The organism is Enterobacter sp. HMSC16D10 (genome assembly GCF_001807145.1).
Taxonomy (GTDB): domain Bacteria; phylum Pseudomonadota; class Gammaproteobacteria; order Enterobacterales; family Enterobacteriaceae; genus Enterobacter; species Enterobacter roggenkampii.
The window spans coordinates 221,372-236,533 of the sequence record NZ_KV787865.1 but is presented as its reverse complement, the minus strand read 5'-3'; the positions used below and the strand labels follow the sequence as shown (position 1 = coordinate 236,533).

The 15,162-nt window shown below is 57.9% G+C and carries 14 protein-coding genes; 6 read left to right on the top strand and 8 right to left on the bottom strand.

From position 1 onward, the window contains the following. Positions 1-21: 21 nt before the first annotated feature. Together dapD and HMPREF3143_RS10200 are read left to right on the top strand one after the other, a co-directional pair. A complete protein-coding gene (gene dapD, locus HMPREF3143_RS10205) occupies positions 22-846 on the top strand; it encodes a 2,3,4,5-tetrahydropyridine-2,6-dicarboxylate N-succinyltransferase (RefSeq protein ID WP_008501915.1) in 825 nt (274 codons plus the stop codon). A gap of 111 nt (positions 847-957) precedes the next feature. Beyond that, positions 958-1,347: a DUF3461 family protein gene (locus HMPREF3143_RS10200; RefSeq protein WP_008501916.1), complete on the top strand. Its 390-nt coding sequence runs from the start codon at positions 958-960 to the stop codon at positions 1,345-1,347. Between the two features lie 89 nt (positions 1,348-1,436). Here the strand turns inward: HMPREF3143_RS10200 and cdaR are convergent, their stop codons facing one another. The 3 genes from cdaR to dgt all read right to left on the bottom strand — a co-directional run bounded on the left by cdaR (position 1,437) and on the right by dgt (position 5,823). After that, complete coding sequence (cdaR, locus tag HMPREF3143_RS10195; protein WP_008501917.1) at positions 1,437-2,594, bottom strand: DNA-binding transcriptional regulator CdaR; 1,158 nt, start codon at positions 2,592-2,594, stop codon at positions 1,437-1,439. A gap of 147 nt (positions 2,595-2,741) precedes the next feature. Continuing rightward, a complete protein-coding gene (gene degP, locus HMPREF3143_RS10190; protein WP_008501918.1) occupies positions 2,742-4,178 on the bottom strand; it encodes a serine endoprotease DegP in 1,437 nt (478 codons plus the stop codon). A 130-nt stretch (positions 4,179-4,308) separates the two neighbouring features. Next, complete coding sequence (dgt, locus tag HMPREF3143_RS10185) at positions 4,309-5,823, bottom strand: dGTPase (RefSeq protein WP_008501919.1); 1,515 nt, start codon at positions 5,821-5,823, stop codon at positions 4,309-4,311. A gap of 82 nt (positions 5,824-5,905) precedes the next feature. On the opposite strand from dgt, the gene mtnN reads away from it, so the two are divergent. From mtnN to HMPREF3143_RS10170, 3 genes are read left to right on the top strand one after another with little or no spacing between them, the layout of a single operon-like run. Continuing rightward, complete coding sequence (gene mtnN / locus HMPREF3143_RS10180) at positions 5,906-6,604, top strand: 5'-methylthioadenosine/S-adenosylhomocysteine nucleosidase (protein ID WP_008501920.1); 699 nt, start codon at positions 5,906-5,908, stop codon at positions 6,602-6,604. Continuing rightward, complete coding sequence (gene btuF, locus HMPREF3143_RS10175; protein ID WP_021240491.1) at positions 6,597-7,397, top strand: vitamin B12 ABC transporter substrate-binding protein BtuF; 801 nt, start codon at positions 6,597-6,599, stop codon at positions 7,395-7,397. The genes mtnN and btuF overlap by 8 nt, the downstream gene beginning before the upstream one ends. A 27-nt stretch (positions 7,398-7,424) precedes the next feature. Beyond that, entirely contained in the window at positions 7,425-8,048 is a 624-nt protein-coding gene (locus tag HMPREF3143_RS10170) for a TRIC cation channel family protein (protein WP_008501922.1), read from the top strand. Positions 8,049-8,106: 58 nt separating this feature from the next. On the opposite strand, the gene erpA is transcribed toward HMPREF3143_RS10170, so the two are convergent. Both erpA and clcA read right to left on the bottom strand, forming a co-directional pair. Further along, on the bottom strand, positions 8,107-8,451 hold the full coding sequence (erpA, locus tag HMPREF3143_RS10165; protein WP_008501923.1) for an iron-sulfur cluster insertion protein ErpA: 345 nt from the start codon (positions 8,449-8,451) through the stop codon (positions 8,107-8,109). A gap of 79 nt (positions 8,452-8,530) precedes the next feature. After that, positions 8,531-9,931, bottom strand: coding sequence for a H(+)/Cl(-) exchange transporter ClcA (gene clcA, locus HMPREF3143_RS10160; RefSeq protein WP_021240492.1), 1,401 nt, complete (start codon positions 9,929-9,931; stop codon positions 8,531-8,533). Positions 9,932-10,107: 176 nt separating this feature from the next. Between clcA and hemL the strand changes: the two genes are divergently transcribed. Continuing rightward, complete coding sequence (gene hemL / locus HMPREF3143_RS10155) at positions 10,108-11,388, top strand: glutamate-1-semialdehyde 2,1-aminomutase (protein ID WP_008501925.1); 1,281 nt, start codon at positions 10,108-10,110, stop codon at positions 11,386-11,388. 84 nt (positions 11,389-11,472) lie between these two features. On the opposite strand, the gene fhuB is transcribed toward hemL, so the two are convergent. Genes fhuB through fhuC form a run of 3 tightly spaced genes read right to left on the bottom strand, consistent with a single transcriptional unit; the run spans position 11,473 to position 15,139 of the window. Further along, the gene (fhuB, locus tag HMPREF3143_RS10150; protein WP_070532959.1) at positions 11,473-13,455 is read right to left on the bottom strand and encodes a Fe(3+)-hydroxamate ABC transporter permease FhuB; all 1,983 of its coding nucleotides are present in this window, start codon (positions 13,453-13,455) and stop codon (positions 11,473-11,475) included. Then, positions 13,452-14,342: a Fe(3+)-hydroxamate ABC transporter substrate-binding protein FhuD gene (gene fhuD, locus HMPREF3143_RS10145; RefSeq protein WP_063417722.1), complete on the bottom strand. Its 891-nt coding sequence runs from the start codon at positions 14,340-14,342 to the stop codon at positions 13,452-13,454. Before fhuD ends, fhuB begins: the two co-directional genes overlap by 4 nt. Then, the gene (gene fhuC, locus HMPREF3143_RS10140) at positions 14,342-15,139 is read right to left on the bottom strand and encodes a Fe3+-hydroxamate ABC transporter ATP-binding protein FhuC (protein ID WP_008501928.1); all 798 of its coding nucleotides are present in this window, start codon (positions 15,137-15,139) and stop codon (positions 14,342-14,344) included. Before fhuC ends, fhuD begins: the two co-directional genes overlap by 1 nt. Positions 15,140-15,162: the final 23 nt, after the last annotated feature.

Sequence of the window (15,162 nt, the reverse complement as noted above, 5' to 3'; positions counted from 1 at the left end):
GTGAAATGGAAAGAGTAAACAATGCAGCAGTTACAGAACGTTATTGAGTCCGCTTTTGAGCGTCGCGCCGAGATTACCCCGGCAAATGTGGATACCGTGACCCGTGAAGCGGTAAACCAGGTGATTTCCCTGCTGGATTCCGGCGCACTGCGCGTGGCAGAAAAAATCGACGGTCAGTGGGTCACTCATCAATGGCTGAAGAAAGCCGTGCTGCTCTCTTTCCGCATCAACGATAACCAGGTTATCGACGGAGCAGAAAGCCGCTACTTCGATAAAGTGCCAATGAAGTTCGCTGACTACGACGAAGCGCGTTTCCAGAAAGAAGGTTTCCGCGTGGTGCCGCCTGCGGCGGTGCGTCAGGGTGCCTTCATCGCACGCAACACCGTGCTGATGCCATCCTACGTGAACATCGGTGCCTACGTTGATGAAGGCACCATGGTGGATACGTGGGCAACGGTTGGTTCCTGCGCACAGATCGGTAAAAACGTTCACCTGTCCGGCGGCGTGGGCATCGGCGGTGTTCTGGAACCACTGCAGGCTAACCCAACCATCATCGAAGATAACTGCTTCATCGGCGCGCGTTCAGAAGTGGTGGAAGGCGTGATCGTGGAAGAAGGTTCCGTGATCTCCATGGGCGTTTACATCGGCCAGAGCACCCGTATTTACGATCGTGAAACCGGCGAAGTGCATTACGGTCGCGTTCCGGCGGGCTCCGTGGTGGTTTCCGGCAACCTGCCGTCCAAAGATGGCAAATACAGCCTGTACTGTGCGGTTATCGTGAAGAAAGTGGATGCGAAAACGCGCGGTAAAGTGGGCATCAACGAATTGCTGCGCACCATCGATTAATCGGGTATAACAAAAAGCGGGGGCAACCCCGCTTTTTTTATATCTGAGGGTGGCGAAAATAGATTTTTTCGTTAATTATTCAAAGGTTATGTTGAGATCAAGGGTACCGCTATGTACGATAATCTGAAAAGTCTGGGCATTACCAATCCTGATGAAATTGATCGTTACAGCCTCCGCCAGGAAGCCAATAACGATATTTTGAAAATCTATTTTCACAAGGACAAAGGAGAGTTTTTCGCCAAAAGCGTGAAGTTTAAATACCCACGCCAGCGTAAGACCGTTGTTGCTGACGGTGTAGGACAGGGATACAAAGAAGTACAGGAAATCAGCCCTAACCTGCGCTATGTGATCGATGAACTCGATCAGATCTGCCAGCGCGACCGCACCGAAGTCGATCTCAAGCGCAAGATCCTTGACGATCTGCGTCACCTTGAAAGCGTTGTTACCAATAAGATCAGCGAGATTGAAGCGGATCTTGAGAAGTTAACCCGCAACAAATAAGCCGTTTTATTGCCCGGTGGCGCTTCGCTTACCGGGCCTACGAACGCTTGTAGGCCGGGTAAGGCGAAGCCGCCACCCGGCAAACAGCATCATCTCTGTTCATCCAACTGCAGCGCCACATACAGCAGCAGCCTGTCGTCGAAATTTCCCAGATCCAGCCCCGTCAGCTCTGAAATTCGGTTTAACCGATACTCCAGGGTATTGCGGTGGATAAACAGCGCTTTTGACGTCGCCAGCGGCTGCACGTTATGACGGAACCACGCCTGCAGGGTCCGGCGCAGCAGGCCGTTATTGTCCATGGCTTTCAGGCGCGCCAGTGGCCGCGCCAGCTCATTGGCCTGCCAGCCACCGCGCAGGCTGTCGAGCAGCACCGGCAGCATCAGGTCCTGATAAAAATAGCTGCGGCTCTCCGGCATTCGCTGCTTGCCCACCATCATGGTGGTGCGCGCGGTTCGCCAAGAGCGGGCGATACTGCCCGGACCGGTAAAGTAGTTGCCCAGCGCAACGCGAAAACGCAGCTGACCATTCTCTTTCATACGGGAAATTAACTGCTCCACGCGACGGCGATGATCGTCCGCATCCCAGCGGCCAAACGCATTGAGCGCCGGTTTGAGCACCACCATCTCCGTCAGAGAAACGATCGCCACCAGGTTATCGCGCTCCGGCGTCGCCAGTGCATTTTGCAGCTGCTGCAGCTCGGCCATCGCGCTGTCTACGCCCAGCTGGCCGCTGTCGACCTCAATGACCGCCACCACGCGCGGCTGATTCAGATCGATCCCCAGACGCTGGGCCCATTCACTGAGCGCAGGCGTATGCTCCTCTGCCTGAATAAGGTTCATCACCAGCTCTTCGCGCAGGCGGCTGTCCTGAGCCAGCAGGTGCATCAGCCGCGACTGCTCGAGCATCATCTCCGCCGTCATGCAGACCAGCTCGCCATATTTTCGCAGTGACTCAGGCTCGCCGGTGAGGCCGATTACCCCCACAATCTCACCTTCAAGGCGCAGCGGTAAATTGATGCCCTGACGGACGCCGTGCAGGTGTTTCGCTACCGCATCGTCTATATCAACCACGCGCCCCTGGGAGAGCACCAGCAGCGCGCCTTCGTGCAATTCCCCAATACGCTCGCGATCGCCACTGCCAATAATGCGCCCGCGGGCATCCATTACGTTGATATTGGTATCAATGATGCGCATGGTGCGCGCCACAATATCCTGCGCCATTTTGGTATCAAGATGCCAGCCAGCCATAGAACCCTCCCGTGAGCAGAGCTCAAGCATAGGGAAGTTCAGCGACGCCCGCATTGTGCAGATGCACAAAGAGAGAGGAAGAAGTGTGGACTTGTGTGAAAGGTCACAGAAACGAGAAAAGCCCCTGCGAACAGGGGCTTCAGAGGATTACTGCATCAGCAGGTAAATAGAGGTGTCACCACGCTGGATATTCAGCGCCAGCACGGAAGGTTTGCTGTCGAGGATCTTACGCAGTTCAGCGATGTTTTTCACCGGCTGCTGGTTAGCGCCCATGATCACATCGCCTTTTTTCAGGCCGATACGGGCTGCCGGTGAATTCGCCTTCACGTTATTCACCACTACGCCTTTATCTGCGCCTTTGTTGCTCATCTCGGCACCTTCAATACCGCTGAAGATGGTGCTGGAGTCCACCTGATTCTGGCTGCTCTGCTGCAGCTCCAGGCTGACGTTAACCGCCTTGCCGTCGCGCAGCAGACCAAGGGTCACTTTGCTGCCGATAGGCATAGAGCCGACTTCCGCACGCAGGGCAGCAAAGCTGCTGATCGGTTTACCATTCAGGGAGGTGATCACATCCCCCGCTTTAATGCCCGCTTTCGCCGCAGAGGAGTTCGGCATCACCTGGCTGACGAATGCCCCGCGCTGGGCGTCAACTTTCATTGCCTTAGCCAGTTCGGAGTTCAGTTCCGTACCCAGGATACCCAGCTCACCGCGTTTCACCTGGCCATACTGCACCATCTGCGCGGTCAGGTTTTTCACCATGTTACTTGGGATAGCAAAGCCGATCCCGATGTTGCCGCCGTCCGGTGCCAGGATCGCGGTGTTGATACCGATCAGCTCGCCGTTCAGGTTCACCAGCGCGCCGCCGGAGTTACCGCGGTTGATCGCTGCATCCGTCTGGATGAAGTTTTCATAGTTTTCGGCATTGAGGCCGCTGCGGCCCAGTGCAGAGACGATACCCGAGGTCACGGTTTCACCCAGACCGAACGGGTTACCGATCGCCACGGTGTAGTCACCCACGCGCAGCGCGTCGGAGTCGGCAATTTTAATCGCCGTCAGGTTTTTCGGATCCTGAATCTGGATCAGCGCGATGTCGGAGCGCGGGTCTTTGCCGACCACTTTGGCGTCAAACTTACGGCCATCGCTCAGCTGAACCTTAATGCTGCTCGCGTTATCAACAACGTGGTTGTTGGTGACGACATAGCCTTTCGCTGCATCAATGATTACCCCCGAGCCAAGCGCCATGAATTTCTGTTGCTGGCCGCCGCCCTGGCTGTCATCCCCTGCGCCACCGCCCTGACAGAACGGAGAGCTCTGGAATGGCGAACCGTCCTGGCAGAACGGCGAGTTGTCGCCGAAGAACTGCTGGAAGTTACGCGGCATGCGCGGCGTATTGACGGTCGTGCTACCCTCAACGTTAATACTCACCACCGATGGCATCACTTTTTCGAGCATCGGTGCCAGGCTTGGCATCTGCTGCGCGGTTGCTGCCGACGACGCGGTCTCGGCTGCAGTAGCAGTCAGAGGAGACAGCGCTAAACCTAAACTCAGAGCCAGTGCACTCATTGCTAATGTGGTTTTTTTCATGTTTCTCAATCTCGATTTACAGGTAACGCAAAATTGCTGTGTAACTCAGATTCGTTTTATACCGCTTAGTTCCGGCGATAAGTTTATGGAAAAGGTAAAAATTTATTGGCCGTCTTTACAAAACTCCGGGTTATTCCACCGCCATCAGCTTGCGATATTCATCCCAGGCATACAAATCCGTCATGCCGCTGATATAGTCCTGGATAAGACGGCAGCGGTAATAATATTCCATCACCGGCCACTGCGGTGACTGGCGATCCAGCTTGCCAATCGCTTCGACATACGCCAGACGGTGTCGGGTAGAAAGTTTTTGATAAAGTCGTGATTCAATGGGAATACGGCGCACGCGCTCGTGTTCTACCAGCTCGCTGAATTCGTCGACCGACAGTTGGAGCAGCGGAGCATAAATTTCCAATAACCCACTGATCACCCTATATCCCTGCAGCTCTAACTGTTCGACATCCGGATGGCTGAATACATGCCGCATCGCCACATGTTTATAAAGCTCGAGGAGCTGGCTGAAACTGCTGTCATCTTCCAGCAGGGCGTGGTTGAATTCCCCGCTGAAAATCAGCGGCAAATTATCAATAAAGCGTGACGCCGCGTACGGCACCAGCTTATTTAATGTATTGACCCGCAAATACATAAAGAACTGGTCTTCCGTACTGCGGCTTAATGTATTTGAGCGCGATTTTTCCCAGGCATTTTCGACAACCTGCGCAAACAGCGAGCCTTTTTCATGGGTGCCCCAGGCCGTATAAAGATGCTGATAAAGCTCCTCGACGCTGAAGATTCTTTTCTCAACGGCGTCTTCCAGATCGGCCACGCAATAGGAAATATCATCGGCGGCTTCCATAATCCAGGTCAATGGAAAACGGCCGTTTGGCGTCAATGAAAGTTCTTTACGTAACCGTTCAATATAAGCCTCTTCGGAAAGGTAATAGCCCGGTTTTTTCATTAAATAACTGTGGGACGCGGGCGTCTCCCCCATCCACCACGCGGGGCGCGTATATTTAAGAATGCAGCCGACCTGCGCCCAGGTCAGGTTCATACGCATCAGGGAATGCACCAGCCGGATCCCCTGCGCGTTACCCTCAAAGTGACAGAGGTCCTGGCGCACCTTGCGGCGCAGATCGTTCAGCCCCTCTTCACCTTCACGCAGGCGTAAATCGCGTACGATGCAGCGGTCGTCGCTCAGCGGCTGGCTTACCGCATCCGAAGGGTAAAGCCGTTGCTTAAACCAGTCATTGATAGCCGCCTCTCCAAAGTGACCGAAAGGCGGGTTGCCGATGTCATGCATCAGGCAGGCCATCTCAACGATGCTCTCAAAAGGCCCCGTCAGCTCGTCCAGACCATAGGTTTCCAGTAAGCGCTGCTCTTTGAGACGACTTAAAATCTCTTTGGCGATGTAGCGCCCGACCTGCTGCACCTCCATGGAGTGGGTTAAGCGCGTGCGCACCGCGGCGTTACGCTCCAGCGGAAAGACCTGGGTCTTTTGCTGCAGACGGCGGATGGCGGGCGAGTTAATGATCCGCCCGCGATCGCTTTCGAAGATACGCAGGATCTCATGTTCGCTCTTGTCGCCCTGCGGCGAACGGAAACGTCGGTGCCAGTTAATTTTGGTGCGAAAATCGATTGGTGACATGTGCTCCCCCGCGTGAGAATGCGTTTCCCCTTAACCGCATGATAGACTATGCATCTTAACAAGGCACATCGCGAGTAAATCTATGAAAATCGGCATTATTGGTGCAATGGAAGAAGAAGTTACGCTCCTGCGTGACAAAATTGAGAACCGTCAGACCCTCTCTCTGGGGGGTTGTGAGATCTATACCGGTCAGCTAAACGGTGTTGACGTGGCTCTGCTGAAATCAGGCATCGGTAAAGTCGCTGCGGCGCTGGGTGCCACCCTGCTGCTTGAGCGCTGCAAGCCGGACGTGATCGTGAATACCGGCTCTGCGGGCGGCCTGGCGCCGACGCTGAAAGTGGGTGACATCGTTGTTTCCGACGAAGCGCGCTATCACGATGCGGACGTCACCGCGTTCGGCTACGAGTACGGCCAGCTTCCGGGCTGCCCGGCAGGGTTTAAAGCGGACGACAAACTGATTGCGGCGGCAGAGACCTGCATTGCGGAGCTCAACCTCAACGCGGTACGAGGTCTGATTGTCAGCGGTGATGCGTTCATCAACGGCTCCGTCGGTCTGGCGAAAATCCGTCATAACTTCCCTCAGGCGGTGGCCGTTGAGATGGAAGCGACCGCGATCGCGCACGTTTGCCATAATTTCAACGTACCGTTTGTAGTGGTTCGCGCCATCTCTGACGTGGCAGATCAGCAGTCCCACATCAGCTTCGACGAGTTCCTGACCGTTGCAGCAAAACAGTCCACCGTGATGGTGGAACGCCTGGTGCAGAACCTGGCACGTGGCTAAACATCCCCTCAGGGCGCTGGCCGCCCTGCTTCTGCTCGCACCGGCGTGGCTTTTTGCCGCGCCGCGTGTGATTACCCTCTCTCCCGCCAATACCGAACTGGCGTTTGCCGCCGGGATCACGCCCGTTGGCGTGAGCAGCTTTTCGGATTATCCCCCACAGGCTGCGGGCATTGAACAGGTGGCGACCTGGCAAGGGATGAACCTTGAGCGCATCGTGGCGCTGAAACCGGATCTCGTGCTGGCCTGGCGCGGCGGCAACGCCGAGCGGCAGGTTAACCAGCTTACCTCCCTTGGCATCAAGGTCATGTGGATTGATGCCGTCAGCATTGAGCAGGTCGCTCAGGCGCTACAGGCCCTGGCACCCTATAGCCCTACGCCCAAAAAAGCCGAGGCTGCAGCGAAACAGCTGCTCAGCGACTATGCCGCGCTGAAATCCCGATACGATACCCCTGTTAAAAAGCGCATCTTCCTGCAGTTTGGCAGCCAGCCGCTGTTCACCACCGGTAAAGGGTCGATTCAGAATCAGGTACTGGAAGTCTGTGGCGGTGAAAACATCTTTGCAGCCAGCCGGGTACCGTGGCCTCAGGTAAGCCGTGAGCAGGTTCTGGCGCGCCAGCCACAGGCCATCGTGGTGGTCGGAAATGCGAGCGAAATTCCCAAAATCGAGCAATTCTGGCAAAAGCAGCTAAAAATACCGGTAATACCCCTCAACAGCGACTGGTTTGAACGCGCCAGCCCGCGTATTATCCTCGCCGCAAAACAGCTCTGTGCCGCGCTGGCAGAGAGTCACTAACATAAGACCCTTTTCGAGGATTTAACGATGCTCGTTTATTGGCTGGATATTCTTGGCACAGCCGTTTTTGCTATCTCCGGCGTCCTGCTCGCCGGAAAACTACGCATGGATCCGTTTGGCGTGCTGGTGCTGGGCGTGGTGACCGCCGTGGGCGGCGGGACAATCCGCGATATGGCGCTGGCCAATGGCCCGGTGTTTTGGGTGAAAGATCCGACCGACCTGGTGGTCGCGATGGTCACCTGTCTGTTAACCATTGTGCTGGTTCGCCAGCCCCGCCGATTACCAAAATGGATATTGCCGGTACTGGATGCCGTCGGTCTGGCCGTGTTTGTCGGTATTGGCGTCAATAAGGCGTTTAATGCGGGCACCGGTCCGATGGTGGCGATCTGCATGGGCGTATTAACCGGCGTGGGCGGCGGGATCATTCGCGACATTCTGGCACGTGAGGTGCCGATGATCCTGCGTACTGAAATTTACGCAACGGCCTGTATTGCGGGCGGCATTGTCCACGCGACCGCGTATTACACCTTTGCCATTCCGCTGGAAAACGCCGCGATGCTCGGGATGATCGTGACGCTGGCGATACGTTTAGCGGCGATACGCTGGCACCTGAAGCTGCCGACGTTTGCGCTGGATGAAACTTCAAGATAGGCGTCGTTTATAAGCCCGGTGGCGCTTGGCTTACCGGGCCTACAATCCGCATTCAGGCTTAAATGCTGAACGAAGACCCACACCCGCAGGTGCTTGTTGCATTCGGGTTGGTCACCACAAAGCGTGAACCTTCCAGACCTTCGGTGTAGTCGACAGAACCACCTACCAGATACTGCAGGCTCATCGGGTCAACCACCAGCGCGACGCCCTGTTTCTCAATGGTCATATCGCCATCGTTAACCTGATCGTCAAAAGTAAAACCGTACTGGAAGCCGCTGCAGCCGCCACCGGTAATATAGACACGCAGTTTCAGATCCGGATTGTCTTCGTCGGCAATCAGGGTTTTCACTTTGTTGGCTGCTGCTTCGGTAAATTCCAGCGGCACAGCTACGTCATCACTCATCTTATGCTCCCATGAATACTGCTATTGGGTAAAATTCACCCAATTCTTTTCGTCATTATCTAATACCCTGGTAATTCATTCAAGTATTCTGCGCGGCGGCCCGCTCCGCCTCTTGTTTTGCCAGGGTACGCGCGAGGATGGTGGAGTATAGCGGTTTTCCACCCAGGAACTGGGCTAATAGTGTCGCCCCGAGACAGGTAATGATCATTGGCAAAATGAGCTGGTAATTGTCCGTCATCTCCAGCACCAGCACGATCCCGGTCAACGGCGCGCGCAGGGAGGCGGCCAGCAGCGCCCCCATTCCGGCTACCGCAAAGGTCCCTGCATCAAGGTGATAGGCGGGAAAGCCCGCTTCAGCCGCCATACCAAACGCGGTGCCCAACAAGGTTCCCAGCGCCAGCATCGGGGCGAATATCCCGCCGGGCGCGCCGGAGGAAAAACACAATACCGTGGTGATGACGCGGGAGATAAACATAAACAGCAGCAGACCCACGCTGAAGTTCCCCGCCGCCGCAATGGGGATCAGCCCGAAGCCGCCGCCCGCGGCATTCGGCTCGATAAACCCGAGCACGCCACAGATTCCGCCAAGCAGGCCGCCCATCAGCACCCATTTAGTCGTATTCCCACCGTGAATACGCTGGAACATATCCTGAGCGCGCAGGATAAAGGTGTTAAACAGCGGTCCCACCACGCCAAAAATCATGCCGAGGATCAGGTAAAGCCACAGGGTGTTAACCGGCGCGTTGGTCAGTTTACCCACCTCAATGACCGCCCCTTCGCCATTAAAGAGGCGAAACACAATGCTCGACATAATGACGCCGGTAAACACCGCTTTAATGGAGATCAGGTTGTAGCGAAACTGCGCGCGCATCTCTTCGATGATAAACAAAATGCCCGCCAGCGGCGCGTTAAAGGCCGCCGATAGCCCCGCCGCCGCACCGGTTGCCAGCAGCGTATGGCGCGCTTCGGCGCTGCGCATCCGAAACAGATCGCCCACCATGCGGCCGACGTTCCCGCCCAGCTGAACCGTGGGTCCTTCCCGGCCAAGAACCATCCCCGCGCCCAGCGTACCCATGCCGCCGATAAATTTCACCGGAATGACTCGCCACCAGCGCACAGGACGCAGCTCCTCCAGCGCCCCTTCAATTTCCGGGATGCCGGACCCGCCCGCCTCCGGCGCAAATTTACGCACCAGAAAATACCCCACCATGGCAAACAGCGCCGACAGCCCGAACGCCGCAACCCAGACCAGCCATCGGCTGTCGGCGAAACCGGCCACGGTTCCCACTCGCCAGTTGAGCACGGCATTAACCGCTTTTTCAAACGCCACGCCCACCAGACCGGCGAGCGTTCCCACCACGGCAGCGGCCAGCAGGATCGCCAGCGGCGTTTTATCGCGATTGAGCAGCCGTCGAATACTGATTCGATGCTGGGCGCGCGTAAACTGTTGTTCTTCAAAAGACGGAGAATCTGATTTCATGTCCTGTACTTATTCGTCATACAAAAGCCGCGTGGATTTTACCAGAGACTGCCCCACCGTCTCCTGAAAATTACTTAACAAATCTTAAAGCATTACCAGGCTAAAAATTTCATAACCTTCCCCGAATCACTTAGAATAGTGGGCTTAATCATTTTATACGAACCAGGAACGACGCCATGAGCAAGTCTGAAAACCTCTACAGTGCAGCCCGCGAGCTTATTCCGGGTGGCGTGAACTCACCTGTGCGCGCCTTTACCGGCGTGGGCGGCACGCCGCTGTTTATCGAACGTGCTGACGGCGCGTATCTGTATGATGTCGATGGCAAAGCCTATATCGATTATGTCGGCTCCTGGGGACCGATGGTGCTGGGGCACAACCACCCGGCCATTCGTAACGCCGTGATTGAAGCCGCTCAGCGCGGCCTGAGCTTCGGTGCGCCTACCGAAATGGAAGTGAAGATGGCGGAACTGGTCACCGAGCTGGTTCCGACCATGGACATGGTGCGCATGGTGAACTCCGGTACCGAAGCCACCATGAGCGCCATCCGCCTGGCGCGCGGTTTTACCGGCCGCGATAAAATCATCAAGTTCGAAGGCTGCTACCACGGCCACGCGGACTGCCTGCTGGTGAAAGCCGGTTCCGGCGCGCTGACCCTCGGCCAGCCAAACTCGCCTGGCGTACCTGCGGATTTCGCGAAGCATACCCTGACCTGCACCTATAACGATCTGAACACCGTTCGCGCGGCGTTCGAGCAGTATCCGCAGGAGATCGCCTGCATCATCGTTGAGCCAGTTGCGGGCAACATGAACTGTATCCCACCGCAGCCTGACTTCCTGCCGGGCCTGCGCGCCCTGTGCGATGAGTTCGGCGCGCTGCTGATCATCGACGAAGTGATGACCGGCTTCCGCGTGGCGCTGGCGGGCGCCCAGTCTTATTACGGCGTGGAGCCGGACCTCACCTGTCTGGGTAAAATCATCGGCGGCGGCATGCCGGTCGGCGCGTTCGGTGGTCGTAAGGACGTCATGGAAGCGCTGGCACCAACCGGCCCGGTTTACCAGGCGGGCACGCTCTCCGGTAACCCTATCGCCATGGCGGCGGGCTTTGCCTGCCTGACCGAAGTGGCTCAGCCAGGTATTCACGAAACCCTGACCGACCGGACCACGCAGCTGGCAAACGGCCTGCTGGAAGCGGCAGAAGAGGCCGGCATTCCGCTGGTGGTTAACCACGTAGGCGGGATGTTCGGGATTTTCTTCACCGAGGCGAAAACCGTGACCCGCTATCAGGACGTGGTGAAGTGCGACGTTGAACGCTTCAAGCGCTTCTTCCACCTGATGCTGGAAGAAGGCGTGTACCTGGCACCGTCCGCATTCGAGGCGGGCTTTATGTCCGTGGCGCACAGCGAAGAAGATATCAATAACACCATTGACGCGGCGCGTAAGGTGTTTGCGAAGCTCTAAGGGCATTGCCGGGTGGTGCTAACGCTTACCCGGCATACGGTGTTCTCCCTCTCCCCGTGGGAGAGGGCATCAAGCCGCACCTGATTACCGACTCTGCTTTCTCAACAGATAAATAAAATACGGCGCACCAATAAAGGTCGACAGCAGCCCCGCCGGGATCTGATACGGGAACAGCACCATTCTTCCGCACCAGTCTGCAAACACCAGCATCACCCCACCCGTGAGGGCCGACATGACGATATGCGGCATCGTCCGGCGGAACCCCATCATTCTGGCGATATGCGGCGCCATTAACCCCACAAAACTCAGCGGGCCAATCGTCATGGTGGCCGTCGCCGTCAGGCACGCGGCGAGCAGCAGCAGCGCTACACGCGCTGGCGTCAGCGCCATTCCAACCGCACGTGCGGTTTCACCGCCGAGCGGCAGAATAGTCAGCCAGCGTCGGCACAGCGGCACCATCGCCAGCAGCACGACCATCACGAGCCCGGACCCGATCGCCTGGCTGCCGGTCGCGCCGTACGTTGAGCCGGATATCCAGGTCAGGATCTTCGCCATACGCGGGTCGCCGCTTGCCTGCAGCATCATCAGCAGCATGGTGAACGCGGTGCTGAGCGCCATCCCCGCCAGCAGCATGCGGTGCGGTGAAAACCCGCCGCGACCGGCGGCAATCAGGATAATCAGCAGCGTAACGGCCGCACCGAGACTGCCGGCAGGCATCAGCCAGCCAAACGCATTGCCCGGCACAAAGAACAGCATCAGCACCACGCCAAAGGCGGCGCCAGAGCTGATCCCAAGCACTTCCGGGCTCGCCATCGGGTTGCCGGTCAGACGCTGAATAATGCACCCCGCCACCGCCAGCATTACCCCTGCGATCAGCGCAGCAAAGATACGCGGCCAGCGCCACTGCAGCAGGTCGTTGAGTAAATCGCCCGTTGCCCAGTGCCAGCCCGCGGCATCGCGACCGAATGAGAGCGCCGCGAACGAGGCGATAACCAGCACCGCCAGCCCGGCAAGGCTAAACCACAGTACCGACTGACGTTCAGCATGGACTTTATCGCCCGCATCCATCGCCGGCGCGCTCATACTGCGCAGACGCGGCAGCAGCCAAAGCAGCAGCGGCGCACCGATAAGCGCCGTGACCGAGCCGGTAGAGACTTCCCGCCACACCCGCGCCAGCCAGAGAATAAGCTGATCGGAAAGCCAGAGGATCAACGCCCCAATCAGCGAGGCCAGCAGCAGACGCGCCAGCAAACGGCGCGCCCCAAGCATTTTCGCCAGCAGCGGCGCAAACAGGCCGATAAACCCGATGATGCCAACCGCATTCACCAGCAGGGCGCTCAATACAATCGCCAGCGTCAGCGCCGCCAGGCGAGCCAGCGACAGCGCCAGCCCCAGGTTACGCGCCACGCCATCATCCAGTCCCATCAGCGTCAGGGGACGCAGGAGCAGCAGCGTCAGCACGACACCGCCAGCCAGCTGCGGCCACAGGCGCAGCACAACGCTCCAGTCGGTCTGGGTGAGCGTGCCGGTACTCCACAGGAACATGCTTTGCAGCCGATCGTGGTGGAAAAGCACCAGCAGCTGGTTAATGGCGCCACAGTAGAGGCTCACCACCAGCCCGGCCAGAATGAGCGTCACAGGGGAAAGGCGTTTGCCCCAGGCCACGCCAAAGACCAGTGCGCCCACTACGCACGCCCCCGCGAGTGCCGCAAACTGCGAGGTTAACGCTCCCGGCAGCGCCCACAGCGTGGTGATAGTGATCCCAAGCTGTGCGCCGGTCGCGACGCCGAGCGTGGTTGGCTCCGCCAGCGGGTTACGTAACACCTGCTGGAACAGCACGCCCACCAGTCCTAAACCGGCACCGACTAAAAGAGAGATTGCCAGACGCGGCAGCAGGCTGTAGTGGAACAGCATCTGCTGAATATTGTCGATATCCGGCGAGGCCAGCGCGGCTCCCCATTGCGCGCGCGGTAACGCGGCAGAGAGGTTGAACCCGGTTAACGCCAGCGCGGCAAGAAAAATCAGCATCAGCAGAAGCGCCGGGAAACGGGCAATACGCGTACTCATGCTTTACCTCCCAGGGCGTTATCCAGCACGCGGGCAAAATGCATCGCCGACAGCGTCGCGCCGTAGAACCAGACCGCCGGAGCGCGCTGGAAGCGCCGCTCGCGCACAAACGGCATCGCCTGCCAGAGCGGGGTCGCCATCAGGGTTTGCATGTCGCGCTCGTTGCCGTGATCGAAGCACAGCACATCCACATCGCGAAACGCCGCGAGGCGATCGATACCCACAGCGGTACTGCCCCAGAACGTCATCTCCCCTTCCCAGGCGTTGCGAATGCCGAAGCTGTCCAGCACCTCCTGGAACAGGCAGTTTTTACCAAAGACCAGCATATGGCGGGCATCCAGCAGCGTCACCATCAGCAGCGGACGATCGCCCCGGTGAGCAAAACGCGGCTTCAGGGAGTCGATCAGGGCATCAAATTCGTCGAGATGCCGTTTGGCCTCCGCTTTCCGGTTAAGGAAATGCGCCATCTCGCCAATCGAATTTTTCGCTACGGCCAGCGGTTTTTTACCGTCGCTGAAAGCGAATCCGCGCCCGGGCGCAATGCGCGCCATCACCTCTTCTGACGGACCGTAGCCCGCGGACCAGAACAGGAACGAGGGTTTCATCTGGGTGAGCAGCTCGAGGTTTGGCTCCGTACGCAGGCCGACGTCGATCACCGAGTCCGGCAGCTTCGGCTCGTTCACCCAGAGGTTATAGTTGGGAATGTCCGCGACGCCGTAGGGCGTAACGCCGAGCGCCATCATCAGCTCGACCGGCAACCACTCCAGCGCCACTATGCGGTGCGGATCGACGGCGGCGGCACGCGCCGTATTCATTTTTAACAGCAGCGGTGAGAGGGCCATCGCCGTCAGCAGGCGACGGCGGCTAATGCGCATGTTGTCCAGCATCAGTACACGAAGCTCACCGGTGCAGCCCCGGCCGGGTGAGGCAGAATACCCATCGGAATACCATAAATCTGTTCCAGCGTTTCGCTGCGCATCAGCTCGGACGGCGTTCCCTGCGCAATCATTTCGCCGCCGCGCAGCGCAACAAGGTAATCGCAGTAGCGTGCCGCCATGTTGATATCATGCAGCACCGCAATCACCGTCAGACCGCGCTGCTGGCTCAAGCGGTGCACCAGCGCCAGAACATCGACCTGATGGGCGATATCAAGTGCGGAGGTGGGTTCGTCGAGGAGCAGGCAGCGGCTGTCCTGGGCCACCAGCATTGCAATCCACGCGCGCTGGCGTTCACCGCCGGACAGGCTATCCACCAGACGGTGCGCCAGCGGCTTAAGCCCGACCAGCGCAATCGCCTCTTCCACTTTCTCTCTGTCGGCCACGCCAAAGCGCCCAAGCGCGCCATGCCACGGATAACGCCCAATCGCCACCAGCTCTCGCACCGTCATCCCCTCCGCCTGCGGCAGCTGCTGCGGCAGATAGGCCACTTTGCGGGCAAAGGCTTTACTGCTCCAGCTCTCCAGCGGTTGGTCATCCAGCAGGATGTCGCCTTCTGACGGCGGCTGATGTCGTCCCAGCATCTTGAGCAGCGTGGACTTACCGGAACCGTTGTGACCAATCAGGCCAGTGACTTTACCTGCGGGAAACGTCAAAGAGAGCGGATGCAGCAGGGTGCGCCCGGGTACGCGAAAGGAGAGATGGTTGAGCGTAAAGGTGGTGTCGGGTTGCGTTTGATTATCCTGCATATCAGCCAACTTAAATAAAAACG